The organism is Pseudoalteromonas sp. CR1 (assembly GCF_019392235.1).
Lineage (GTDB): Bacteria > Pseudomonadota > Gammaproteobacteria > Enterobacterales > Alteromonadaceae > Pseudoalteromonas.
In genome coordinates this window covers 421642-448127 of sequence record NZ_JAHXRM010000001.1, presented here as the reverse complement: position 1 = coordinate 448127, position 26486 = coordinate 421642, and the positions used below count along the sequence as shown (strand labels likewise).

Sequence of the window (26486 nt, the reverse complement as noted above, 5' to 3'; positions counted from 1 at the left end):
ATTCCTTATATCGCAAAGGTATTTGCTTGTTTTAGTTATTATAATAGCAGTAGTTAGGCATAGTAATCTATTGATGATGATGTTTGTAGCGCAGAAGTTTGTTCTGGGCTATTTGCTGGCTCATCACTTTCACTATTTACTACTCCATTTTGGGCCAATTGTTCCCCCGAACCCGATTCATTTTGCTCAGCATTTTCGCCACCTGACTGGCCATATGAAATAGTGCTCTCACCCAGCTCCAAACCTTGCTGTGCTAGCATTTCGCGTAAACGAGGCATAGATTGTTCAAGTGCCTCTTTGGCCTGCTGGTTCTGTACCACAAAGTTAATTTGTGCTTGTTCTGCATCGCTACGAACGCGTATTTGCATGCTGCCCATTTCAGGTGGGTCAAGACGAATTTCAGCCTCTTTGTTATTAATGCTTAACATTGAACTAACGCGCTCTTGTAACAACTTGGCCGCGTCACTTTTAACTATGTTAATCGCCTGCATCATACCAGGGTCAATACTCACCTGCTTTGTCTGTGCTGTACTTTGTAACTGCTGATTTTGCGTAACCTGTTGATCCAATATCCCCATTTCATAATCAATCGAATCATAATAGCTTTGGGTACTGGTTTGGGTTGTATTTAATGCATTAGTTATAGTGTTAAACAACTGCGTAACTTTAGCCGGTGACTGCTCAGCCGTGGTATTTTTTAGCCCCTCTTTTTGCAGTTGGTCAAGCGCTTTTGTTAGATCTTCATCACTAGTAGGCTGTGCAGCTAATTTGGTTGGTTCTGCGCTACTTTCAGAACCTGATTTCACACTCACTTTTTGTGGCTTATTCACCGTATTTGGTGTTTGTGAAGCTATAAAAGTAACTGGCTTTGTTGTCTCTTCACCTTTTACCGCTAAAGTAACTGCTTTGTCTATTTGCGATTCATTTGCTTGCGGCAGTTTCTGTGAATCGTTTACAGCTTTTTGAGATATTGTAAATTTAGTATCTGCCGCAATCGAGACTTTTAGCTCACCTATCGCTTGCTTAATAACCGCTAACTGTTCACCTTTTGGTTGCTCGGTTTTAATAAAAGTATTTAATTGAGTCAGTAGTCCCTGCTTTTCAGTCCCAGAAAGTGTATTAAACTGCCCGCTAGGCGACGACTTAACTTCAGTGCTTTGTGTCTGCTCGTTATCCGTTATAAATTGAGTGAGCATTTGCTTTAAAGCCGTCAACTTTTCAACGCTATTTGATGAAGAAAGCGAATCTGCTTTAATCTGATCATTTAATTTTGAAAGTTGTTCAGGCGTTAAACTTGCTAATACCTTATCTGTTTTTATTGCATTCACATCTTTAACCGTTAGCGCATCTATCGCGTCTGCTTTTTCGGTTTCAGTGATACTTGAGTTAGCTGAAATTGCTCTTGACGTATTTTCTGCTGGTTCCGTAACTGTATTTTGAGCTACAGCATTTTGAGCTACGGTATTGGCATTAATTTTATTACTGTTCTCTGGTGTGCTTTGGGTAGTCGCAATTTTATCAACATCCGTTTTTAAAACAGTGTTATCAGAATTTATACTCGCTTCAGAAAGTACTGAGCTTTGTGAAGCGGCTCGTTTATCTGCAAAAGTGCCTTTGTTAGCCTCTGCCCCGCCGTCTTTTGCATCAGTTCCCTGAGCTATACTTTGCGTTTCTGCAGTGTGTTTAACTGTATCCGATTTTATATTTAGCTGTGTTTCAACAGCCTGTGCGATAGACGTTTTATTTTGTTTTTCTGAATTTAACGAGCTACTAATATCAGCATCATCGACTAATTTTGCCACACCACTTTTACTGCTGTCAGCAATTGGCGAATGAGGTCTAATTATTTTACCTACCTCATCTTTAACAGGTAAATCTTTTGCTGGCACAGCAACATAACCTTTAACAGGCAGCTTCTCGTTTAAATCAGCAATACCGAGCGGAGTTTTTATTGTAGATGTATCTGTTAGGTGTGTATCTTCCGCATTTTCGCTTGGTTTTGTGACTTCAGTATTTATTGATTGGGATGAATTAATTTGTTCGAAAATGTCATTGCCAGACTCTGCATCGAATTTGGCAGCATTTTTGTCATCAATGTGGCTCACTGAGCTTTTTTCAACATCTGAAGCTGATGAAGCAGCAAACTGCCCGTCAGCCTGAGTCTGTTCAAACTCTTTTTTTATAGGCTCAAATGCATTGTGCGCATCTTGTAGCTGAGTAAAAAACTCCGCACCTGATTCATCACCGGAAGTAGCTAAGCCGCTGTCTTTAAATGCTAAAAAAGACTCTTTATCAGCCGCAATTGAAACAGACATATCATTCATCGCCATAAATCACCTAATACGGTTACGGCAACATGTCACCGCACATTGCCCAAAATTAAATACCACCCATTAATAAAGCAATAAACGTGCCTAACTTAAGAGAGTTTTCGACGCTGAAAAAATTGATTAGATGTAAACTCGTCTAACATTTTCTGTTCGTTTTTAGCAACTATAGCTGCAGCTTTCACTTTTTGATTTTCAATCAACTTAGCAACCGCTTTCGCTTTTATTTGTTGTTTTAGCCACAGCGTTTTTCGCTGTGAAACAACTTGCTTTGCTGTATTAACCGTACTTGCTTGTTGGCGAATAGCTTCTTCAATTTTTGCAATAAACGCATGATACTGCCCAAAACCTGCACTTGATAAACCCGACTGCCCTTTTAAATGTAATTGCTGGGAGTACTCAAGTCGAAAATCGTTTAAGCCTTGAAGTTTTTGCTGATTTGCGAGCAAGTTTTGATTTGCTTGCAGGTAACTCATACGCAAGTTTTCTTCTTTTTCGCTTTCAAGCTTTAGTAATAATTCGAATTTACTTTTAGCCATTATCCTTGGCCTAATAATTGAGCAAGACCTTGTAGCCCATCGTCATAACTTATTACATCACGCATACCTTGCTGTAAAAAACCGTTAACCCTAGGCATCATGTTTATTGCTTGATCGAGCATAGGATCGGTTCCCTTTTGATACGCACCTAACGTGATCATGTCTTTATTTTGTTGGTACATCGAATACACCTGCTTGAGCACTCGCGCTTGCTGCATATGAGGTTCAGAAACTACTTGAGGCATAACTCGAGATATTGATTTTTCGATATCTATTGCGGGGTAATGTCCGCTATCGGCCAACTCACGAGAAAGTACAATATGACCGTCGAGTATGGCGCGAGCGGCATCAGCTATTGGGTCTTGCATATCGTCACCTTCACTCAATACAGTAAAAAAGGCCGTAATTGCACCTTGCCCTTCTCCCCCATTACCCGCTCGCTCAACCAAGGCGGGTAACTTTGCAAAAACCGACGGTGGATAACCTTTTGTAGCGGGTGGCTCTCCAACTGCTAAAGCTATTTCTCGCTGAGCCATGGCATAACGAGTTACTGAATCGAGTAGCAGTAATACATTTAAGCCTTGGTCTCTAAAATACTCAGCAATAGTAACTGCGCTTTCACAGCCTTTTAGTCGCATTAGCGGTGATGAATCAGCCGGTGCAGCAACAACAACCGAACGTTTACGCCCTTCTACACCAAGTATTTCTTCAATGAACTCTTTTACCTCACGGCCACGCTCACCTACCAAACCCACTACAATGACATCGGCTTCACTGCCCCGTGTCATCATGCCTAATAATACAGATTTACCTACACCAGAGCCTGCGAACAATCCCATTCGTTGACCTTGCCCTACGGTGATCACTGAGTTTATAGCACGTACACCTACATCCATGGGTTGGCTGATGGGTCGTCTTGCTAATGGGTTTATTGTATTTTGGGCAAACTTTAAGTAATGCTCAGCATTAATTTTGCCCAAACCGTCGAGTGGTCTGCCTAACCCATCAACAACACGCCCTAATAAGCTCATGCCTACAGGTAAACCCAAATTAATTATTTGAGGAATTACACGCGCACCAGGTAGCACACCAGAAATATGATCGTTGGGCATTAAATATAAGGTTTGATCGTTAAAGCCAACGATTTCGGCGTCAACAAAACCATTCATGGTTTCTATTTTACATTGACTACCAACTGGTGCTCGTAATCCCTTAGCCTCTAGAGTAAGGCCAACTACACGCGTTAATATCCCCGCTACAGCAGGTGTATGGGGCTTAATATTTTGTTGATATTGCGATAAGCGTTCGCTTAAAGAGGCACTTTGAGCAGACATAGTACGCCTAAAAAATACTTAGATATTGCTATTATGCAAAAAGCTATCCAACGTTTCTTTGACACGTGTTTTTAGAGTCATATCAAGAGAGGATTGCGCGGTTTTCACCTCACATCCACCTCTATCAAGCGTGGGTTCGGGAACCAATTGCCAGTTGTTTTGTGCAATAGTTTGTTCGCCATAGCTTTCTTTGATTATATCGAGGTCGGTCGGGTTTAGGTGAATTTTCACTGTTTCTTGCTGCGCATTTAACGAATCAATACTGTGTTTTAATGTATGTAAAATAACCTCTGACGATGTTTGTACCTCTTGGTAAATCACAGCCTCAGCAAGCATGCTAGCCAATTGAACAAGCTGCAATTCGGCTTGTTCGTCCACCTTTTTTAGCGGTGAATTAAGCGCCTCTAAAATGCTTTTTAAGCTAATTAGCTGCTCTTCAACAATCGGTTTAATATCTTCTTGCCCTTGAGTTTTTCCAAGCTCTAACCCTTCTTTGTAACCGGCCTCTTTTCCCTCACTAACGCCTTTTTCAAAGCCGTCAATGTAGCCTTGTTCATGGCCTTGCTTTAGACCTTCTTCGTAAGCATCTTGCCTAATGCGTTCAAGCTCAACCATAGTAAGCTTAGGCATCTCGGGTTCTTGTGGTTCATCAGCGGGCATTTCTTCGGCAAGCTCTTTTTTATAAAGCTCACTAAGGGGCGTACCATAGGCTGTTGAGCGGTTACCAAAGCTTTTTTCGTTAGGTGCTACATCTGGGATAGCCCAGTTTTTTAATAATTCATCGGCTTCTTCAGCTCGAAGTGGACGCCCTTTGAGTTTGCTCATGGCTTACAAGAACTCCTCACCACCACCACCACCTAACTGAATTTCACCCGAATCAGATAAACGTCGTGCTGTTGATAAAATCTCTTTTTGTGCTGCTTCTACTTCACTAATACGCACAGGCGCCATAGCTTCTAGATCATCGGCAAGCATATCCGCGGCACGTTTAGACATATTACCAAGTATCTTATCTTTTAGACCGTCGTCAGCACCTTTGATTGCTTTCATTAGCACGTCCTGTTGTACTTCTCGTAATATAGCTTGAATACCACGGTCATCCACATCCATTAAGTTTTCAAATACAAACATTAGATCTTGAATTTGCTGAGACATCTCTTCGTCATGCTCACGAATAGAATCCATTAACTGACCTTCAACATTTGTATCTAGGTAGTTCATTATGTCTGCCGCTGCTTTTAAGCCACCCATTTTCGCAGCTTGTGCACCCGCTTGACCGGCAAATTGTTTTTCCATTATTTCATTAAGTTCTTGTAGTGCAGCTGGTTGAACTTCTTCAAGGTTGGCTATACGCATGGTCAAATCAAGGCGAACTTTTTCAGGGAACTGCGCGATAATCTCTGCAGACTGCTCAGGCTCTAAATAAGACAACACAATAGTTTGTATTTGCGGGTGCTCATTACGAATAATGTTTGCCACTTGCTTAGAGTCCATCCACTTAAGCGAATCAAGGCCTTTAGCACCCGATCCCATAACAATTTGATCAATAAGGCTAGCGGCTTTATCTTCACCCAATGCAGCGGTAAGCGCCTTTTTAATAAAGTCTTCTGACTGAAATCCGATAGTGCTGAAGCTTTGAATCTGTTCAATAAACAAATTATGAACTGCACTAATCTTAGCCTGCGAAAGGTCATCTAACGCCGCCATTGCCATACCCACTTTTTGCACCTGCTTAGGCTCTAAGTGTTTTAGTATTTGCGCTGCATCTTCTTCTGATAGGCTCAACAGTAATATTGCGGCTTTATCTACGCCATCGAGCTTATCAACATCAAACGCTGGCGGTAATTGTTTTTGTTCTTGATCAGTCATCTTCTGTTAACCACGCTTTCACTACTTGTGATGAGAGTTCTGGTTCATTGGCTACAAGGGCACGAATTGCTTTTAGTAAGTCTTCGTCGCCATGTAGGTCTGGTAACTGAAGTGTACCATCGCTTGAGAAACCAATTGAAGCAGAATCAAAGTCTTTGTTTAGCATATCTAACGTGCTATCGCCAATATCTACACCAGCACTTAAGGCATCTTCGTCATACTCTTCAAGTGTATCGTCTGGGTAAATTAAGCGTTTAAGCATCGGTTTAACTACCGCCATTATCAGTACAATAATAACGAGGGCACCCAGTACTAAGCGGATTATTTTCATAAACCAGTCTTGTTCCCAAAGCGGCACACTAATGTCAAAATCAGTTGCTTCACGCACAAACGGAACCGTTACCACTTCAAGTGCATCACCACGTTGCATATCAAAACCAACACCACCTTGTAATAAACGGCGAATATTTGACAGTTCTTCCACTGAGCGCGGTGTCATGGTTGTTTCACCGTTTTCACCTACTTTTGGAGTGTAATCAACAGCCACCGACACGCTTATTCTACGTATTACACCTGTTTGCTGGCGCTTATGTGAAATAGTTGTATCTAGCTCATAATTACGCGTAGCTTCTTTATGTGTTCTTGATGGTGAAGTTGCACTACCTGCTCCACCTTGGCCAGCTACTTCAGGAATGTTTGAGTTTACTGGCGGCTGATTCGTCAACGCACCAGGTATACCTACCGCTAAACCGCCTATATTATTTTCTTCAAACGTTGTTTCGCTTCTTACTGCTGGCAGATCTGGGTTGTAGCGCTTTTGCGTTTCTTCAATGGCACTAAAATCCATGCTTAAATCAACTTGTGCAGTGTAGTTTGCAAGCCCTACGACGGGAATTAGAATGCTATCAATTTTTTCAAGATACTCTTGTTCACGCTTGCGCTCTATGTCGTACTCTTTGCGCGAACGTGCCGCAAGAGACGTTTGTGAGCCAGAATTTAATAAGCGACCATTTTGATCCGTTACCGTTACACGAGCTGGCTCTAAACCTTGTACAGCCGATGCAACCATATCAACAACAGAGTCTACTTCTTCGCTGTCAAGTGAACGCCCTCGCTTAAGAGTCAATACAACGGTAGCTGAAGGTTTTTTCTCTCTGCGCGCAAATACATTTTCTTTTGGGATGGCAAGTAATACACGTGCGCGAGTAATGTTGTTAAGCTCTTCAATTGTACGTGCGAGTTGTTGCTCACGACCATGCTTTAAGCGTTCGCGCTCTAAGCGTTGACTTACACCAAAGCCCATGTCTTGCATGATGATATCTGAACCCGATGTAGGCCCTTGCTCTAACCCTTCACGAGTCATTAACAGCTTAATGTTTTGATATTCGGTTTCAGGGACAAGTACCACATTACCATCAACTTGATATTCAATTTTTTGTGCATCTAAAAAGTCGAGCGTTTGTATTAGCTCTTCTGTTTGCATTTTACCAAGCGGGCGCATATCTGGCTGGCGAGCCCAAATAATGATGAATATAGCAATTGCTAAACAAATGCCTAAAGCAATAACAAGCGTTACTTGGCGCAATAAATCAACACCGTTTAACGAACTTAAATAGCCAGATTTTTGTTCTTGTTGATCGTCGCTATCGCTTTGGTCAATATCACCAGTAGCAAGTGCAAGATCGGTTGATTGATTGGATTGCGCCACAATAATTCTCCACTACCTAGTTAAACAGGCATGTTCATGATTTCTTTGTAAGCTTCAACAAGTTTATTACGAACTTGTACTGTCGCTTCAAATGCCACTGACGATTTTTGAGATGCAATCATCGCTTCAGCCAAAGAGACGCTTCTGTCGCCGGTCTCTACTGCAACCACTTTTTGCTTAGCATCTTGCTGTAAACCGTGCACAGTATTAATTGCATCTGACAGCATGTCGCCAAATTGAGCCGTTGATGAGGCTTGTGTTTTTACTGGCAGTCGTTCAACTTGATTACTAAGACCAGCCTCTAAAGCCATTGATTGCATTTCTTGAAATACAGCGCTATTTTGAATTTTCATAATTTTTCTCTGACAGTGCAGTTAACTCTTAATATAGATAAAGCACAAACCATGCCAAATAATAAGTGTTAACTTTCAATAACTTAAAGTTTAATTTTGTGAGTCAGAGTTTTGACAGCCCTTAAATTCAATAACTGAATCAAGGGCTAAATGTGAGGCTACGCAGGAAGTGAAATACCTAAGTCGCGCATTTGCGCTAGTTTATAACGCAGAGTCCGAGGGCTAATACCGAGGGTTTCAGCAACATCTTTTCGTTTACCTTGGCATCTTGCTAACGTTTCTAAAATGATACGGTGTTCTTTATCTTTGAGCTCATCTTTATAACTGCCCGTATCAACAGCTAATAAGTCTTGTTTTGGCAGCTCTACTAATGATGACTTTTCATCATAATAAGCCGAGCTAGTAGGGCCATGCTCAATACTTTTATCAGAAGTGTTCGCCTGAGACTGATTAGCACTTTGTGTGCTAATCGATGTAGGCGTCATTACAAAATCTGTTGCGGCTATGTTTTCAATGAAAATAGCATGCTCATTAATAGTATTACCAGTCCTAAGTATAAGCGCACGTTGTATAACGTTATCAAGCTCACGCACATTACCTGGCCAAGAGTGAGCAAGTAATTTTTTCTCTGCGCCACTATCGAGGTAAGCCATAGGCTCTTTGCTTTTGCTTAAATGGCGTTCAATTAAATGTTTAGCCAATACAATAATATCCCCTGGGCGCTGATTGAGCGGTCGCCACATTAATGGAAACACGTTAAGTCTGTAATATAAATCTTCTCTAAATTGATTCTCGCTTACCGCTTCTTTTAGGTCACGGTTACTTGTTGCAAGTATGCGTACATCTAACTGAATTGTCTTGCGTCCACCCAAGCGCTCCACTTCGCGCTCTTGCAAAACGCGTAATAATTTAGCTTGTAATCCAAGATCCATCTCAGTTATTTCGTCGAGCAAGATAGTTCCGCCTTGCGCTTGCTCAAACTTACCAGGGCATGCTTGAATTGCACCTGTAAACGCGCCTTTCTCATACCCAAATAAAGTTGCTTCTAACATGTTTTCAGGAATTGCTGCACAGTTAATTGCAACAAACGGCTCATCGCATCGATTCGATTTATCATGTATGTAGCGAGCTAACACTTCTTTACCAGAACCACTAGGACCAAGCACCATTACACTTGCATCGGAACGTGCCACTCTACTTGCCAATTCTAATAACTGAATACTACTTGGATCGGCAACAATAGGACCGTCTGTCTCTTTGGCTTTTTCAGGTAAGTAGCGGCTTACCATATTGAGCAAAACTTCAGGTGCAAACGGCTTTGCCATGTAATCAATCGCACCTAAGCGCATAGCTTCAACGGCATCATCTATGGTGGCGTACGCCGTCATCATTAAAACAGGTAGCTCAGGGTGGTTAAGCTTAATACTTCGTAGTAAATCTAAACCACTCATAGTCCCCATTTGTACATCACTCACCACCAGCGAAAATTGCTCTTTTTTAAGCAAAAGCATGGCTTGCTCTGCACAATTAGCCGCAATGCATTCAATCCCCGACATTTCGAGTGTATCAATTAAGGCTTCACGAAGCCCTGCATCATCTTCTACAACTAAAATAGTGTTACTCATAATGATTCCTCTAATTTAGATGCGGTGCGAATAGGTAAAAGCAAACTAAAACATGCTCCACCGCCTTTATTATTGGTCACTTCAACACGTCCTTGATGTGCGTTTGCAACTGAACTCACAACAGCAAGCCCTAATCCCGTACCTTGACTTTTAGTGGTATAAAACGGTTCAAATATTTTTTCTGCTAAGCTTAAATCAACACCGGGCCCATTATCAGCAACGCTAATGCGCACATAGTCTGAATCTAGCTCATCGGTAACTGCACTTAAATGCACTTCTGCGCCAGCACCAGTGATCTGGATACTGTTATGAATCAAGTTTTGAATTGCACTGGCTATGGCGGATTTATTACCTATTATTTGAATATCTGGTTCTGGGAGACCGACAGCTAAGTGGCTATCGTTTAGTGTCACCATCGCATCGGCGCCCGCCTTTACTTCGCTGAGTAATTGCTGCATAGACACTTGCTCAACAACCTGCTGATCGCCGCTTTTGGCAAAAAGTAGCATGTCGTTTACTTGAGTTTCTAAATCTTTTAAGCGAGACATTAACTTGGTTTGAAAATTATCGCGAGATGCCTCAGGTAAGCGCTTAGAGCCTAAATTAGCAGCATAAAGCATAGCCGCTGAAAGCGGCGTTCGAACCTGATGCGCAAGAGACGCCACCATTTTACCCAACGCACTAAGGCGCTGCATATGGGCAACACGCTTTTGCAAACGGCGTGTTTCACTTAAATCGGTCATTAAAATAAGTTGCCCCGGCTCGGGAGCTAACGCTGTTATATCAAGCTTTATTAACCGTCCATCTTTTAGTGACACTTCGTGGCCATCGTCCTGGTGGGGTCTAAAAGAGCGCTGAATTACATTAAACCACTTCTCGCCCTCTAAAGGCTCACCCAACATATCAATCGCTATTTGATTGGCCTTTGCAATCATTCCTTTACCATCAAGCACAACTACACCTGCTGGCATAGTATCAACTAAATGAGAAAGCCAACTTGCTTGCTGACGCAGATCGCTTAATTCACCTATGTACTCCTCTTGAAGTAAACATGGGTTATACTGATTTGCAGAAATAAACTGTGGTTTTAGCACGCTAGCAAGGGCCATAATCAAATCTCGAATTTGTATAGATACAAAGCTTAATGCACAATACGTACCAAAATTAAATTGCTATATTTTCATAATCTTACAATAATAATAACGCGACATAAAAATGACGCGAATAAAAAGGAATACAGATGAGTGAGCAAAATAAGTGCCGCTGCCCGTGGCTCGATACCACTAAGCCCGATTATGTTTTGTACCATGATTTAGAATGGGGTGTGCCTGTTTACGATGACCAAACCCTGTTTGAATTTATCACCCTTGAGTCAGCTCAGGCGGGATTGAGTTGGTATACCATTTTAAAAAAACGACAAGGCTATAAAAACGCATTTGCTAACTTTAATGTAAACAAAGTGGCCTTGTTTACAGCTGATGATGTTGAGCGACTCATGCTTGATAAAACAATCGTTCGCAACCGTTTAAAAATTACAGCAACAATAAATAACGCGCAGCGATTTTTAAACATTCAAAAAGAGTTTGGCAGTTTTAGCGCGTATCAATGGCAGTTTGTAAATAACACCCCCATAGTCAGCAATTTTAATAATACCGAGGACTACCCCGCAATCACTGAGGCATCAACAGCTTTTGCAAAAGATTTAAAAAAGCGAGGTTTTAAATTTTTAGGCCCTACAACAGTATATGCCTACATGCAGGCTTGCGGTATGGTTAACGACCATAGTAATGATTGTTTTAGAAAAGAAGAAATTATTAAGGCTTTTGCTGAATAAGGACTTATAACCATAAAAGTGATCTGTTCACAAAGAGGCTAAAAGACGCTTCGCTTTAAAGAAGTAACGTGTAAGTTAACTATGGTTTCTCATTTGCCTTCGTTTTTAAGATGCGTGTTTAAGTAATTAAAAGCTACGCTTTTCACGCGAGCAAGCTCAGCGTCTACCGCTAAAATTTACACCTAGGCTAAATTTACTCGTAGACGTCAAGCTTGCTTACGTGACGGGCAAAGCCCGTAAAGTGATTGATCACAAATGAATAACTAAAATTATTTCACCATTTGCGTACTTCTAATCTCGTGAAAGGTTATACTTTTTCATTTTTTCGACGAGCGTTGTTCTTCTCACGCCCAGTATTTCAGCTGCACGGGCCACCACATAATCGTATCTTTCTAGCGCCTGCGTTATTAGGCTTATTTCAAGCTCAGCTAAATACTCTTTAAGCTCAATGCCATCATCTGGAAGTAAGCCACCGGCGTTACTATTAAACTCTGCCTCGGGTTCGTTTTCATAGTCACTAAACCCAGTACTGAATATATCGTTAAACGCATCTTTCTCCATTAGTTCTTCAGGATACTCAGGCTCATAGGCATCAACTTCAATATAACGGTATTTATTAGGTAGGTCAGGTATGTCTACTACCTTTTCGGGGAACATTATAACCATGCGCTCAACCAAATTCGCAAGTTCACGAATATTACCCGGCCACGCATGCTCTTTTAAGCTTTCAATTGCACGCTCAGTAAACTTAGCGGTAGTACCCGTTTGCTCATTTACACGACGCATTAATTCTTTGAGTAATAAAGGAATGTCAGCAGCACGCTCACTTAGCGACGGGTTCTCTATAGGGAATACATTTAGCCGATAATACAAGTCTTCACGAAAGCTACCGGCTTCTATCATGGTTTCAAGGTTACGGTGAGTCGCAGCAATAACACGTACATCGGCTTGAATTGCTTTAGTGCCACCTACACGCTCATAGCTTCGTTCTTGTAATACGCGTAAAAGTTTAACCTGCATTTGTAGCGGCATATCACCAATTTCATCTAAAAACAGCGTACCGCCTTGCGCTAACTCAAAACGACCTTTACGAGCAGAGATAGCCCCTGTAAACGCCCCTTTTTCATGACCAAAAAGCTCACTTTCTAGTAACTCTGCCGGAATGGCCCCACAGTTTACTGGTACAAAGGGTCCTGTACTTCGCTTAGATAGCAAATGAACGTTACGCGCAACCACTTCTTTACCTGTACCTGACTCACCTAAAATTAAAACGTTTGCATCTGTTTTTGCAACTTGCTCAATTAAAAAGCGGACCTCTTTAACTGCTTGTGTTTCACCAACAAGGCCATCAAAAGACTTATGCGGCTGACTATTTTTGTGCTCCCCCGGCAACATACGATGATACTGCTGGCAATCATGAAGTAACTGTGTGGTAACTTCGTGATTAAATGGCTCGCAAATAAGCCCAACTACGTTAGCAATGCTAAGTAACGGTCTTAACGTTTCACCAATTAATAAAAATGGAAGTGTTGGGTAGCGCTTGATTAAGCTTTCATGATCGAGTGACTGTAAAGCCCCCAAAATAACCATGCACTCGTGCTGCTTATATTTTGCACACTCTTGTTCAAAGTTATCTTCATCTAAGCGATGAGTAACCTCACCGATAAAACCAAGTGATGCGTTTAACCCAATAGAGCGATTGTTATTATTATCTAAAATCAGGATCATAGTTAGCGAGCCGTGCTTCACTCTTTGATATAATTAGCTAAATTGTAAGCCAGTTAAGCACGGATGCAAGTGATAGCGGCAGTTTTTTGACATAAACGCCAAAAAACAGACGCACTAGTAAGATCAATAATACTTAAGAATTAACTATTAAGTATTAAAATTTAAAGTAAACCTAAAATAGACTCAGCAGATTGGTTAGCCTGACCACGAAGTGCAACTGATGATTGCGCTAAAATGTCATTAGACACTTGTTGCGAAATTGCCTGCGCATAATCGGTATCTTGAATTCGGCTTTGACTAGCTGCAATATTTTCTTGCTGCCCCCCTAATCCTTTAATTGTACTTGCCAACGTATTTTGAAATGCACCTAACTCAGCGCGTTGCGCATTTATTTCATCATTTGCTTGCTTGGTTATATCGATAGCTGCTTGTGCTCCAGCCTGAGTCGAAATATCAATAGTAGATAGCGTCGGGGCAAGACTTCCATCAGATTGGTTTAGTGTTTGACTGATATTTGCATCAGAGCCTACCTGAAATGATACAGGCTCACCATTAAACAACGGTTTCCCTGCAAAATTAGCGTTTTCGAACGTGTCGTTAATTTGACTTTGCAGCTGCACGACTTCTTCTTGTAGCGCAGCACGATCATTATCAGTCAGTGCACCATTACCCGCTTGAACAGATAACTCTTGAATGCGCGTGACAGCATCATTTACACCACTCAAGCTAGCTTCGCTTACTTGAGTATATGAAATTCCGTCATAGGCGTTATTTAAAGCCTGACTGAAGCCATTTTGCTGTGAAGTAAGTCTATCAATAATTTGTAACGCTGCAGCATCATCTGCTGCGCTATTTACTTTTTTACCGGTTGCTAGTTGCTCTGCAAGTTTGTTATTTGTTTGCTGAGTTTGGTTTAAAAAGTTAGCTGATGGTGATTGAATTTTCATAACGGCCTCCGTGGTGCTGACTGATTAAATTATAGCTTAATTTGCGAAATTTTGTGCTTTGTACCATGGTTAGACTAAATTAACTTGGCACTTTGCTTGCTTAGTGGTTAAAGTATTGAGATGCGTATTAAAAAATCACGTTTGCGTGTCATATAACGCCAATAATAAATAATTTGGGTAGCACTATGTTCGATAACAAAACAATTTTAATCACCGGTGGTACCGGTTCATTCGGGAAAAAATACGTCAAAACGCTACTTGAGCGTTACAATCCAAAAAAGATCATTATTTTTTCACGCGATGAACTTAAGCAATTTGAAATGCAACAAGAGTTTGACCAACCTTGTATGCGTTATTTTATTGGCGATGTAAGAGACAAAGACAGATTAATACGTGCCATGCGCGGTGTAAACTATGTTATTCACGCAGCTGCTTTGAAGCAGGTTCCGGCCGCTGAATACAACCCGATGGAATGTATTAAAACAAATATTAATGGCGCTGAAAACGTGATTGATGCAGCTCTTGATAACGATGTCGAAAAAGTAATTGCGCTGTCTACTGATAAGGCTGCAAACCCAATTAACTTGTATGGTGCCACTAAATTGGCATCAGATAAACTTTTTGTAGCCGCTAATAATATTGCAGGTGGCAACCGCACTACCTTTTCTGTTGTACGCTACGGTAATGTGGTTTGCTCTCGCGGCTCTGTTGTGCCTGTTTTTCAAAAGTTTATTGATGAGGGGCGCGACCATATTCCAATCACACACGATGAAATGACTCGTTTTTGGATAAACCTTCAACAAGGCGTCGATTTTGTACTGACTAACTTTGAACGTATGTTAGGCGGTGAAATTTTCGTTCCTAAAATTCCTTCAATCCGTATTACCGATCTTGCCAAAGCGATGGCTCCTGACTTACCACTAAAAATAATTGGCATTCGCCCTGGTGAGAAACTTCATGAAGTAATGTGCCCAGCAGACTTGTGTTTTGAAACCTACGAGTACAACGACCACTTTGTTATTGCGCCTGGTATTAAGTTCAGTAGTCGCAGTAATGACTTTACCGTTAACGCGATTGGTGAGAAGGGTAAAAAGGTAGATCAAGGATTTGAATATAACTCTCTGCATAACTCGCATTACATGACGATTGATGAGATTAAAGAATTTAACACTCAGGCATTAAGTTAAAGCTGAATAAAATAAATGATTCCATATGGTAAACAACTAATAAGCCAAGCAGATATTGATAGCGTTGTAGCTGTTTTAGAGTCTGATTGGCTAACTCAAGGACCAAAAGTACCCGCTTTTGAGGCTGCTATTGCAAAATACTGTAACGCTCAATATGGTATTGCTGTTAATAGCGCGACTTCTGCTCTACATATTGCATGTTTAGCATTAAATGTAAGCGAAGGTGATACTGTTTGGACGTCGCCAATTTCGTTCGTAGCCTCAGCCAATTGTGCGCTTTACTGTGGGGCTGCTGTGGACTTTGTAGATATTGACTTGGCAACTGGCAATATGTCAGTGCCAGCCCTTGCTGATAAGCTTATTAGCGCAAAAAAAAATAATTGCTTACCTAAAGTCGTTATCCCTGTTCACTTGGCAGGTCAATCGTGTGATATGGAAGCTATTTACGATTTATCAAAGCAGTATGGTTTTAAAATCATTGAAGATGCATCACATGCTATTGGCGCACAATATAATGGCAATAAAGTAGGTTGCTGTGAATTTTCAGATATCACTGTATTTAGTTTTCACCCGGTAAAGATAATTACCTCTGCCGAAGGCGGTATGGCAGTTAGTAATAATCAACAGCTTGCAAAAAAATTACAGCGCTTAAGAAGTCATGGGATCACTAATGATCCAAATGAAATGACTGAGCAAAGCCATGGCCCTTGGTATTACCAGCAAGTAGAGCTTGGCTTTAATTACCGAATGACAGAACTACAAGCAGCACTTGGTCTCAGCCAACTTGATAAACTTGATGAATTTGTTACAACCAGAAACGCACTCGCTATTTCATATTCTAATGCGTTTGAAACTATGCCACTCTCGCATTTAACACAACTTACAAAATGCTATTCGAGCTACCATTTATACGTAGTTAAACTTGCTGATGGCCACTGCCACCTTCATAGGCATATTATTGAGCAATTGAGGAGTAAAGGCATTATTAGTCATCTTCACTATATTCCAATACACACTCAACCTTTTTATAAAGAAATGGGCTTTAAAGATAGCGACTTCCCCAACGCAATGAAATACTATAAAACAGCATTCACTATCCCTTTGCATCCTCAACTTACAGAGCAAGAGCAGAGCTATATTATTGATGAAATTGGTAAATTACTGTGAAGCTCGCACTAGGTACTGTTCAGTTTGGTGTTGACTACGGAATAAGTAATACACGTGGCAAAACACATCAGAAAGAAATAAAAAAAATACTGAACCTTGCCAAAAGCGAAAATATAACGACCATTGATACTGCATCAGCTTATGGTAATGCTGAAAAAGAATTAGGCCAGTGCCTAGTAAATTCATTCAATATAGTAAGTAAAGTTCCTCCTATATCTAATTTAATCAATGTTGATGATTTTATAACAAAAACGGTTAAACAGTCTCTTTGCGACTTAAATTGTGACGCTTTATATGGATTACTACTTCATCGCTTTGAAGATTTTAGTCAATTCCCTGTTGCACTTGATTGCTTAAAGCAAATTAAAGCAGATAATAAAGTAAAAAAAGTGGGAGTATCTTTATATTCCCCCGAGCAGCTTAATAATGATGTATTAGCATTTGCAGATCTAATTCAGTTACCTCTTAATATTCTTGATCAACGCTTCGTTCAATCAAATTCATTAAAACAACTAAAAGCTGCAGATATAGAAATTCATACTCGTTCAGCCTTTCTTCAGGGGTTATTGCTAATGGAAAGTGACACTTTCCCAGATTATTTTAAACCTATTGCTCCTTTACTAGAAAAGCTTACCAAGCTGAGTAATTACTTAAATGTCTCAACGTTATCACTAGCATTAAATTATGTGGTTAATATTGATGAAGTAGACAAAGTGGTTGTAGGCGTAAACAACGAACAACAGCTTAATGAAATTTTAAGCTGCTTAACTTCAAGCTTATCCAATATTGATTTATCTGAGTTTAGCCTACCTGATGAGCGTTTTATTAACCCAGCACTTTGGCAATTAAACTGATAGAGATTGATAGTGAGTATGTGCTCTCGAGCATGTATTAATTAATTTAGCTGTTTCAACAGGCCCAACGTTAAATAAGCAGTCAATCACACTTAAATGAGAGATAAACTCACCCTTAATTTGTGGGTATTTAGGATGAATAAAGTTTTGATAAAAAACATCAATACCATTTTTAACTAATGCCCCGCCTGGGGTCTCTTGTTCAATGTAAGCCTGCGCGCCTACTGGTGATAAATAAGTATTACATTCTAACTCATGACAAATAGATACTAGCCGAGCATCTTTAACACCAGACACGCCTTTAAGCTGAGAAGCAGTAAATGTTGGTGTGGTTATATTCATATACCCCATCAATACTCTAATGATTTTAATATTCATTTGAGCCAGGCAAGTAATGCTCTCGTCTTTATAAATGGGAGCTAATAGTGGAAACAAGGAACTAAAAAACGGTGCTTTTGCGTAGCTTTCAGCAATGCTTTTAAGATGCTTTCTTCGCCAAGGATTTGCACTGACAAATTGAGTGTTTTCAATTGTTGCTGTCATTCTTCCTTTAGGGGTACTTACCGGACAAGTCAGCATAAGCTCTTGCTTACCCGATTTAATTTTATTTCTAACATGCCAATCACTTTTTTCAAGCTTTACGTTGTCTAAAAATACGAATTTATCGGCGCTGTTAATTAACCCAAAATAACCTAACCAGGGTAAGTAAGTAGGCTGCATTATACTCAGTAACATGTTATTTCGCTTTTACTTAATTGCATTGTAAATTCATAAGGGTAACCACCTGGCTTAGTAACGTAGTCATGCTTTAAGGAAACAAAAGGTGTCATTGTTGTTTTGCATAATTCAAATAATTCTAAGGGTGAGACATAAAAAAGAGCCTCATTTTTAAATTCCACAAATGTCGATAACGCATTAAAAATAACCGACTGCTCACACTGCTGAATACTTTTTTGTAAGGTAAGTGTTAAAAAGCCCATGTTATCAGTCATTTTATTATTGAACACACCGCTAATAAGCACATGGTCATAGCCTTGTGCTATCTCATCCTCATAGATATCAAACACTTTGAATTGAGCTTTTGTATCTGAGGTAAACTTGGCATTTGCGGCGTCTATAAACTCTGGTACAAAGTCATAACCTAAATACTCACCGGTAAAACCGTTTTTTCTTAGATACGAAAGCATATCACCCAGCCCACAGCCTAAATCAATAACTCGGCTACTTGATGAAATCATATTCAGAAATATCGCAAATCTTATATTTTGTGATTCTTTTGATACATGCTGTACTGATTTGTGGCTGTCACCATACTCTTTATACAGAGACTGATAATACGACTTTAAAGTATTACTTGTCTTGGTAGTCATTTATAAACATTACCATATTGGTTAATTGCTCTTGAGGTGTTTCGGGACGGACAAATAAATTTATAATTTGATCATCAATCAGTGACGCATTTGGATAATGTCCATTGGTTTGTAATTCACCTAACGATTTATAATGCTTAGTAAAAATAATGCCACTCTCTTTTGCCTTAGCTAAAAAGTGACTTCTATTTTTTATAAGTAAAGGGTAGCGCCAATACGTTACTTCAGCATCAAAACTTGCTTTTACAAAAAGCGAATTAGTAATATTATTTTGCAGATAATCTACATTCTCTTTTCGCACTTGCATTTGCTTATTTAAATTTAAAAAGCGGCCATTTAATACTTCTAACGGTTTTACGTCACTAAATTGAGCCATTTTATTCTCGTTTAAAAACTCCTTAGCGCATTCAAATAGCCGCTCAGAGTTAGTTAAAATAGCTCCGCCGTATTGATTATCAATAGGTTTATCATACCCAAAACTTAAAATAGAGAAGTCGCCAAAGCTACCTAACGGTTTGCCTTTGTATTTACTGCCATACACCAAACATGCATCTTCTATTAGTGTAATGTTATTGTGTTTTGCAAACTTTTCTATTTCATCAATTTTACAATAGTGTCCGTAACCATGAACGGCCACTATTACTGATACAGAATCATTAAAAACAGCTTCTATATTAGTGACCTCCATAGACAAAGAGCACAACGAAACATCAGCCAAAATAACGTTGTAACCTGCCATTTGAATAGCAAACAAAACAATCGGGCAACAGCTTGCTGGCATTATTACTGAGCTACCCTTTGGAGCCTGTGAGGCATTGAGTGCAGTTATAAGCGCAAAGCTTCCAGAGCTAGTCAATAATGCATGCTGGCGGTCAAATGCAGTAGCAATAAGGCTCTGTAATCGAGTTAAACCCATAACCTCAAATCCTTGCGATAACGAGATAAAGGAAAACCTTCTGGTTGAGTCAGTATTTCTACTTTCTTAACACAATGCTGTAAATCAGTTTTCAATTGCTCAAAAGAAAAAAAGCGCCACTGAGAATAACGATGTATCAACGGAATCGTTTTTTCATATTCCAGATCACTTGCACTTTTTATATCGTGCTCAAAGTGTTTATCGAGTATATCGCCAATCAAAATTATACCTCCGGGCTTGCATACTCGTATCATTTCTTTAATCGCATCAAGTGCATATTGATAGCTTGGGAAGTAATGAAAGATACTGTAACTGAGTACTCTCTCAAACTCATTGTTGTCAAATTTAAGAACACTCGCTTGTGATTGATAAAAAACGCCTTGAGGGAGTAATTTTTTTGCTTCATCTATCATTGCTTGAGAGTAGTCAACACCTGCATACTGTGAGCACTTGTGTAATTTTGATAATAGTAAGCCGTTACCACACCCTACATCTAAAATACTATTACCTTGCGCTGAGAACATGAGTTTTTGCTCAACATCATCGATGAGCGCCTGCCAAAGTGTATCGTCAAAGGGTCGCCCAACCTGTGCTTTAAAATCACTGTTTATACGCGCAATTTCATCCCACTCTGCTTGTTTAGAATTAAACTCACTCATTTGATACCTTTAAAATTTCTTTTGCGAATTGCTCGGTCGAATCGAGATAATATGATGATAACATTGCGTCTCTTTGCGCCAGAACACCAGTGTGTAAAAACCCCTCAATGTTTAATGTTAAGCTTTCTATCGTTGCATCTTCAGCAAGACCCAAATCAAAGGTTAAATGTGCTCTGGCAAGTTCTAAAGTATCGGTATGTTGTTCTCTCGTTTGTGAAATGGCGCAGTTAGGTATAAGGCAAAAACCTGCTTCATACTTTGTTAATCCCCCGCCATTAATGATTAAATCGGCTTGTTTGTATACAGCAGACATATCATCAACAAACTCTAATGCTTGGTAAGTGTTATTTTTTAAACTAATAGAAGGGGCTTTTTGATCTAATAAAATAATTTTCTTACCTACCACTAGCTTATCTAAGGCATTTACAACATGCGTAGCCACATCAAATCGATCATTACCGCCAATAAAAACCAAAATAGTATTAATACTATTTTGAAAGTGACCTTGTGAGCGGCTTCGCCTTAATGATAATAATTCTTGGGCAAATGAAAAGTAACGTACCCCTAACCTATGTTTATTGGTTGAACGACAAAACGCCTCAGCGTTAAATCTAAAATTCACAATAAGATCTATAAAAGTGTAATTATATTGATCAAAGTCGTCGATGATGCATAGCTTCAACCCTATTTTTTTTAACTCAAATAATTGCTCAAAAGTGAACTGATAGCTATCGGCAAGCACCGTCATATCTGGCTCAAAAGTAAAGTCACTGCCTGCTACGGTGAAACCAAAATTATTAATACGCTGGGTAGAAAATTGATCAAAGTCGCCAAAAAAAACAATATTACTAAAAGGCTGTAATGCAAAGGTCGCCCTTGCAACATTTAAACACCTTGATAAATGCCCAAAGCCTGTTTTCATAGTTCCATTACAATAGAATATAAAATTAGCCAACAGTGCAATACTCTTTTAATTCTTTATGAGCAAGAATTAGCACATCAGATAACAACCAGCAACGACCACTAAACCTACCCGATACAATAATATTTTTAAACGAATTTGTTAATGTTTCATAATTAATCTGTGTTGTAGTACAAAAATCATGCGTAGGTACAGGAAAAGTATTATCAATTATTTGTACACATCCACTTTTCATTTTGGTGTCAGGCGTTAAAACTCCCATATTTTTTAGATCAATAACACCCTGCTCTAATGTGTACGTAGGATCTGCTTTGTACCTTAATACCTCTGCCGATACTTGATACTTATCACTTTGCCTTAAATTGTTATACAGTGTAACCCTGAAAATATCCGAACATGGGTCCCAGTTCCAAAGGTAATGCGATTCTTTATTTAAAGGCTGCTTATCAAACGTAAAATGTAAGATATTTGCGGTCCTAAATATGGGTTTATAATTTGCGATCGGTAAATTAGCGGCCTTTAGTGCAAATACAGGCGGCGCACTCCAAAATAACAAGTCGCACTTAATACGTGAGCCATCGTTAAGGCTAAACGCAGTAACTAAATCATCTTGATATTCAATATCTACCACTTGACTACTACAGCGAATTTCAACTCCTAAAGATTCAGCTTTTGCCTGTAATTGATCGATCCAAGTCTGCGCGCCTTTAGCGCTATTTGGGTAGTAATAATTAGGAAGGTATGAACCTTGCTCTGCAAGTAATGTTTCAAATTCAGCAGCACTATGATAGCCAAGCTTTTTATCAAACTCTGGATGTTGCTTTAAGACTCGTGACAACGATGCATTGAATGCTTTTATTCTTGTAGCGCCAAAATAATTAATGCTGGTATTTTTAGCTAAATCAGTAAATGCTACGTCGTCACCATAAAGCTTATTAATAACCGGTTTTGCAAGGTACTGATAAAACACTACACCTAAAGTTTCACATAAATATTGCTCAATGTTATTAGCCTCAGACCCTGATGTGAGTGACATAAACTCACCAATACCTTGTTTATAAAGTGCTGTATCTAATTTTCTTGCATCAATTGTTTGTGTTTCTAAATCCCACTTACCTGCAAAGTAATTTCCTGTTTTGAGGTGTTTAAATGTATGCCAATTATTAGAAAAGTGAGGGTGGTTGAATAGTATCTCGTCTATTTCAGCAACACCGGTGCTAGCTGGAATGTGTGTACCTTGGTCGTAAAAATTACCAGCATCGTCAGTGACTGAATTCAACAAGCCACCTAACGATTCAGACTGCTCAATTAATACAACGCGATCGTAATGCTTGCGCAACAAAATGCTTGCCGTTATTCCACAAATCCCACCACCGACCACTGCACATGTTTTCATAGCTAGCCTCTTAACTTATTCGTTAACGCAAAACTAACTCTATCACCCAGCTCTACATCGCTTGTTAAACACAGTCCTAGTACATCATCAAAATGCTTAGTGTGTAAGCCAAAGCCTGGCCTAACCGATTTGATATCGTGTTTTGTAATAACATGGCCCTTAGGTAAATCCTTAGCAAAATAGAGTGAGCGCCTAGCTAACATATTTTTTTTCGCTGAATCTGTTATGTCATAGCTCACAGTACCTATTGCTTTTTCGGCGTCTCTTACTGACCTAACCAGTGATGAAAATTCGTCTCTATCTAATGAGAAAAAGGCATCTACTGAATCGTCAGATTTATCAATAATAAAATGTTTTTCAATTATTTTTGCACCCAATGTAACACTTACTATCGGTGAAATAATCCCTTGTGTATGATCAGATAAACCAGCAATACAATTAAATCGTTTAGCTATATCGGAAATTGTTGCTAAGTTGCATTCTTCTAATGGGGTTGGATAAGCTGTTGTACACTTTAAAATTGCAATGCTATCACACCCGTTATTGCGCAATGTACTAACCGCAAGTTCAATGTCAGCTAACTCAGCAATTCCTGTTGAAAGAATCACAGGCTTGCCTGTTGCCGCAACATATTTCAAAAGGGGAATATCTGTTATTTCCGGAGAGGCAATTTTATATACCGGTGTATTTAATGATTCAAGTAAATCAACGGAAGATTCATCAAATGGGGAAGAGAATATATCAATTTCGCAACGCTTGGCCTCTTCGAACAGCGCCTGATGCCATTCCCAAGGTGTAAACGCTTTTTGATAAAGTGAGTGCAAAGACACATGTTCTTGCCAAGGGTTGTCGCTAGGCAAACAAAAATCTGGCTTCGAACAATTTAGTGTGATTGTATCTGCCGTGTAAGTTTGTAGCTTTACAGCATCTGCCCCAGCTAACTTAGCCTCAGCGATTAATTTTTTCGCTTTATTTATGTCTCCACCATGGTTTGCAGACATTTCAGCTATAATGTAACACGGACTATTTTCATCGATTATTTTATTGTTAATTTTCATAATAAGTCCAAAGCTAATTAATGTTGTTCATTTTGTAATGAAATAGCTAACCCTTCGTTACGAATAACTTGGCTATTAATCTGTTTAATGTGAGGATAAGCATCAAGTATATTTTTTATATTTTGATAATTAATGTTAACAGTATCGTTAGTAAAACGTGCTAATTCTTTAATAACCTGCCAATCTTCAGGTGTATCTAATGTAAACCGATAGCTGCTGTCATCTGTTGTGTTTTGCATTTCATAGGTAGAAAATTGATTTAGTTTATTTTCGTAAAAATGTAACGTCACGTGTTCACGTTCAGACTCTCTGAGTGCAGCCGTATCTAAAGAAGACAGTACGCTCGTTTTAAAAACCTCACAATCAACGCCTTCGGCAAATTGTTCACTCAAAAAGGCATAATCAACCTGTTTTTCAAAGTACGTCTGCAATAATAAATCACACACGCCAACATCTACAAAAGGTGAATCGCCTGTTATTCTCACAATATGGTCTGATGGATATGCTTGGCTTGCTTGCTGGAAACGCGCTAAAACATTATCCTCTGAACCTCTAAACACGTTGATATTATGGCGTTTGGCTAACTTAACCAACTTATCATTTTCTTCGTTAAAAGAAGTAAGAAGAACAATATTATCAATGTACCTAGATTGCTTTAAACGCATTACAATGTGCAAAATAACGGGGATCCCATTTAATTCTTTTAACACCTTGCCTGGTAATCTTGACGACCCCATTCTTGCTTGAATAAATGCAGCAACTGATTTCATTAATTTAACCTTTGAAAGCCACTGTGGCATACCGGCCCATTGATTAGGCTTTCTATATCTGCATTACTGTCTAGCGACTGCTGAAGAAAATAAAAAACATCTCTCATTGCATCAATATATTTATCGCAAAGCTCATCGGTATGGGCAATCGAAAGGTAAATAACATTACTCGCTAAAAATCCTCTTTTAAGCATTTCTTGGGTAAATAGTGTTTTTAATGCCAAAGCATGATCACCTGGAAATATAAATATAGGGACACTATCAATACCTATAATTTTTAGGTTAAAGCCTGTTTGAGTGACGACTTCTTCAATTCGAGATTTTAGTCTTGCGCCAGTTTCATTTAAGCGTTTGGGAATATTATCTCTTTGAAATACTTCTAATGTTTTTAACGCAGCTGTAAAGCCAACTCGTTCGGTCCAATAAGAACTACTAATGAAAGATTGTTGCGCTGCATCCATCACTTCAGAACGACCTATTATAGCCCCTATTGGATGGCCGTTACCCAGTGCCTTTCCTAGTACACAAATATCTGGCTCTATCGATGTTAAAAGATGAGAAGCCCCTGTGTTGAGTCTAAACCCTGAGGATATTTCATCAAAAATTACAACAATGTTATGTTCAACAGCTAAATCTTTCACAGCTTGAAGAAAGGCAACATCCGGCAACCCATGACGAAAAACTTCCATCATAACAACGCCAAGGTTATCACCGTGAGCATCTATGATTGCCTTAAAGCCATCAATATCACCTTCTTTAAATGGCACCACAGTATTTTGTAATTGCTTAGGTACACCAGCAGGCCTTAAACCAGGTAATAATTGCTCGTCTAAATTTTCAGCGTCAGTTATATTTGTTGCTAAGTACCAATCATGCCAACCATGGTAGCCGCAAAAGGCAACAACATCTTTTTTACTATAGGCACGGGCAATTCGCACTGCTAACGCACACGATTCCCCACCAGTACGAGTAAAGCGGACAGCTCCCGCCCAAGGGTGTATTTCAATAAGTTTTTCTGCTAATTCAACTTCTTCATGGCAATTCAAACTACTCATACTTCCGTTAGAAATCGAACTTATCACCGCATCGTTAATTTCATCATTAGCGTAACCTAAAGAACTAGTACCAATTCCCATAATAGAGAAGTCATAGTAATGGTTATCATCTAAATCCCAAACTTCACAGCCTTTAGACTTTTTATAATAGGCAGGCCATTGATCGGGTAAAAACATTTCGGCACGCTTTGAAAGTAATTGATTCCCACCTGGAATAATTTTTTTGGCTTTTTGCCACAGCTCAGCACCCGAATTGCTTTTTGATGACATGTTTTTTCCTTAGAAATAATAAGTTTAAATTATTTATCAACCATTATAATGAAATTTCGCTTACGCTCTAATAACTTATCGGCTATTTTAAGAAAAGGCTTAGGAAGAATAGATATTTTTATAGAAGTGATTTTTTCATAAACAAACCATGGTCAGTTTGCTCGCTAATTTCAAAACCCAATTTATTATAAGCAGATATTGCAGGCATATTACCCTTATCAACACCCAGTATAATTGTTTCTATATGAAAGTTTTTAGCTAAGTAATCTGCACTTGCAGAAATAACCTCAGCTGCAACACCTTTACCACGCCATCTAGCCTCACCCAACAAAATCCCCATTGTCGCGGTTTTATTAACTAAGTCGATAGGCTCATACTTTATATTGCCAATATGCTCACCATCAGCAAAAATACCCAGCAAAATAGCTGCGGGGTCTTCATTTTTAGTTTTAATATAAGCCTTCAATTCGTTTAAAGATGACGATGTATAGCTAATAAACTCTTTAGCTTTATTATCTTCAAACCAGCTGAGGTATCGATTTGAAGCATGGGCCTCAGTTAAGAGCGTAAGAACAAATCGTTTACTCTTAATCTGCAT

At 39.3% G+C, this 26486-nt stretch carries 25 protein-coding genes; 4 read left to right on the top strand and 21 right to left on the bottom strand.

Annotated features, from left to right (window positions below):
- Positions 1-53: 53 nt before the first annotated feature.
- The 9 genes from KZZ04_RS02085 to KZZ04_RS02045 all read right to left on the bottom strand — a co-directional run bounded on the left by KZZ04_RS02085 (position 54) and on the right by KZZ04_RS02045 (position 10864).
- Positions 54-2330: a flagellar hook-length control protein FliK gene (locus tag KZZ04_RS02085; RefSeq protein WP_257903504.1), complete on the bottom strand. Its 2277-nt coding sequence runs from the start codon at positions 2328-2330 to the stop codon at positions 54-56.
- Between the two features lie 89 nt (positions 2331-2419).
- On the bottom strand, positions 2420-2866 hold the full coding sequence (fliJ, locus tag KZZ04_RS02080) for a flagellar export protein FliJ (RefSeq protein WP_058403500.1): 447 nt from the start codon (positions 2864-2866) through the stop codon (positions 2420-2422).
- Positions 2866-4200, bottom strand: a complete 1335-nt coding sequence (fliI, locus tag KZZ04_RS02075) for a flagellar protein export ATPase FliI (protein ID WP_219421672.1) — start codon at positions 4198-4200, stop codon at positions 2866-2868. Before fliI ends, fliJ begins: the two co-directional genes overlap by 1 nt.
- An 18-nt stretch (positions 4201-4218) precedes the next feature.
- Positions 4219-5025 (bottom strand): flagellar assembly protein FliH, encoded by an 807-nt coding sequence (gene fliH / locus KZZ04_RS02070; protein ID WP_138528739.1) that lies wholly within the window; start codon positions 5023-5025, stop codon positions 4219-4221.
- A gap of 3 nt (positions 5026-5028) precedes the next feature.
- Positions 5029-6069, bottom strand: coding sequence for a flagellar motor switch protein FliG (gene fliG, locus KZZ04_RS02065; RefSeq protein WP_058403503.1), 1041 nt, complete (start codon positions 6067-6069; stop codon positions 5029-5031).
- On the bottom strand, positions 6062-7777 hold the full coding sequence (fliF, locus tag KZZ04_RS02060) for a flagellar basal-body MS-ring/collar protein FliF (protein WP_058550989.1): 1716 nt from the start codon (positions 7775-7777) through the stop codon (positions 6062-6064). The genes fliG and fliF overlap by 8 nt, the downstream gene beginning before the upstream one ends.
- Before the next feature lie 20 nt (positions 7778-7797).
- On the bottom strand, positions 7798-8130 hold the full coding sequence (gene fliE / locus KZZ04_RS02055; protein WP_138528741.1) for a flagellar hook-basal body complex protein FliE: 333 nt from the start codon (positions 8128-8130) through the stop codon (positions 7798-7800).
- Between the two features lie 158 nt (positions 8131-8288).
- A complete protein-coding gene (locus KZZ04_RS02050; protein WP_138528743.1) occupies positions 8289-9755 on the bottom strand; it encodes a sigma-54 dependent transcriptional regulator in 1467 nt (488 codons plus the stop codon).
- Positions 9752-10864 carry a PAS domain-containing sensor histidine kinase gene (locus KZZ04_RS02045; protein ID WP_138528745.1) on the bottom strand — a complete coding sequence of 371 codons (1113 nt, stop codon included), beginning with the start codon at positions 10862-10864 and terminating at the stop codon, positions 9752-9754. Before KZZ04_RS02045 ends, KZZ04_RS02050 begins: the two co-directional genes overlap by 4 nt.
- A 131-nt stretch (positions 10865-10995) precedes the next feature.
- Here KZZ04_RS02045 and KZZ04_RS02040 point away from each other — a divergent pair, with 131 nt between their 5' ends.
- Entirely contained in the window at positions 10996-11589 is a 594-nt protein-coding gene (locus KZZ04_RS02040; protein WP_058403508.1) for a DNA-3-methyladenine glycosylase I, read from the top strand.
- A 291-nt stretch (positions 11590-11880) separates the two neighbouring features.
- Here the strand turns inward: KZZ04_RS02040 and KZZ04_RS02035 are convergent, their stop codons facing one another.
- Positions 11881-13317, bottom strand: a complete 1437-nt coding sequence (locus KZZ04_RS02035) for a sigma-54-dependent Fis family transcriptional regulator (protein ID WP_219421670.1) — start codon at positions 13315-13317, stop codon at positions 11881-11883.
- A gap of 161 nt (positions 13318-13478) precedes the next feature.
- Entirely contained in the window at positions 13479-14264 is a 786-nt protein-coding gene (locus KZZ04_RS02030; RefSeq protein ID WP_058403510.1) for a flagellin, read from the bottom strand.
- 185 nt (positions 14265-14449) lie between these two features.
- Between KZZ04_RS02030 and pseB the strand changes: the two genes are divergently transcribed.
- Genes pseB through KZZ04_RS02015 form a run of 3 tightly spaced genes read left to right on the top strand, consistent with a single transcriptional unit; the run spans position 14450 to position 17472 of the window.
- A complete protein-coding gene (gene pseB, locus KZZ04_RS02025; protein WP_058403511.1) occupies positions 14450-15451 on the top strand; it encodes a UDP-N-acetylglucosamine 4,6-dehydratase (inverting) in 1002 nt (333 codons plus the stop codon).
- A 15-nt stretch (positions 15452-15466) separates the two neighbouring features.
- Positions 15467-16618, top strand: a complete 1152-nt coding sequence (gene pseC, locus KZZ04_RS02020) for a UDP-4-amino-4,6-dideoxy-N-acetyl-beta-L-altrosamine transaminase (protein ID WP_219421668.1) — start codon at positions 15467-15469, stop codon at positions 16616-16618.
- Positions 16615-17472 carry an aldo/keto reductase gene (locus KZZ04_RS02015; protein ID WP_219421666.1) on the top strand — a complete coding sequence of 286 codons (858 nt, stop codon included), beginning with the start codon at positions 16615-16617 and terminating at the stop codon, positions 17470-17472. The genes pseC and KZZ04_RS02015 overlap by 4 nt, the downstream gene beginning before the upstream one ends.
- Here KZZ04_RS02015 and KZZ04_RS02010 read toward each other — a convergent pair.
- The 10 genes from KZZ04_RS02010 to KZZ04_RS01965 all read right to left on the bottom strand — a co-directional run bounded on the left by KZZ04_RS02010 (position 17464) and on the right by KZZ04_RS01965 (position 26486).
- A complete protein-coding gene (locus KZZ04_RS02010; RefSeq protein WP_219421663.1) occupies positions 17464-18207 on the bottom strand; it encodes a WbqC family protein in 744 nt (247 codons plus the stop codon). The genes KZZ04_RS02015 and KZZ04_RS02010 overlap by 9 nt on opposite strands.
- Positions 18198-18842, bottom strand: a complete 645-nt coding sequence (locus tag KZZ04_RS02005) for a bifunctional 2-polyprenyl-6-hydroxyphenol methylase/3-demethylubiquinol 3-O-methyltransferase UbiG (RefSeq protein ID WP_138528758.1) — start codon at positions 18840-18842, stop codon at positions 18198-18200. Before KZZ04_RS02005 ends, KZZ04_RS02010 begins: the two co-directional genes overlap by 10 nt.
- On the bottom strand, positions 18823-19758 hold the full coding sequence (locus KZZ04_RS02000) for a DegT/DnrJ/EryC1/StrS family aminotransferase (protein WP_058403515.1): 936 nt from the start codon (positions 19756-19758) through the stop codon (positions 18823-18825). The genes KZZ04_RS02005 and KZZ04_RS02000 overlap by 20 nt, the downstream gene beginning before the upstream one ends.
- Complete coding sequence (locus KZZ04_RS01995) at positions 19749-20417, bottom strand: class I SAM-dependent methyltransferase (protein WP_219421661.1); 669 nt, start codon at positions 20415-20417, stop codon at positions 19749-19751. Before KZZ04_RS01995 ends, KZZ04_RS02000 begins: the two co-directional genes overlap by 10 nt.
- On the bottom strand, positions 20410-21339 hold the full coding sequence (locus tag KZZ04_RS01990; RefSeq protein WP_235591403.1) for a glycosyl transferase: 930 nt from the start codon (positions 21337-21339) through the stop codon (positions 20410-20412). The genes KZZ04_RS01995 and KZZ04_RS01990 overlap by 8 nt, the downstream gene beginning before the upstream one ends.
- Positions 21340-21364: 25 nt before the next feature.
- A complete protein-coding gene (locus KZZ04_RS01985; protein ID WP_219421659.1) occupies positions 21365-22735 on the bottom strand; it encodes an FAD-dependent oxidoreductase in 1371 nt (456 codons plus the stop codon).
- 2 nt (positions 22736-22737) lie between these two features.
- Positions 22738-23793, bottom strand: a complete 1056-nt coding sequence (pseI, locus tag KZZ04_RS01980; protein WP_219421658.1) for a pseudaminic acid synthase — start codon at positions 23791-23793, stop codon at positions 22738-22740.
- Between the two features lie 17 nt (positions 23794-23810).
- The gene (locus KZZ04_RS01975; protein ID WP_058403520.1) at positions 23811-24563 is read right to left on the bottom strand and encodes an NTP transferase domain-containing protein; all 753 of its coding nucleotides are present in this window, start codon (positions 24561-24563) and stop codon (positions 23811-23813) included.
- On the bottom strand, positions 24563-25888 hold the full coding sequence (locus tag KZZ04_RS01970) for an aminotransferase class III-fold pyridoxal phosphate-dependent enzyme (RefSeq protein ID WP_058403521.1): 1326 nt from the start codon (positions 25886-25888) through the stop codon (positions 24563-24565). Before KZZ04_RS01970 ends, KZZ04_RS01975 begins: the two co-directional genes overlap by 1 nt.
- A gap of 118 nt (positions 25889-26006) precedes the next feature.
- Entirely contained in the window at positions 26007-26486 is a 480-nt protein-coding gene (locus KZZ04_RS01965) for a GNAT family N-acetyltransferase (protein ID WP_219421656.1), read from the bottom strand.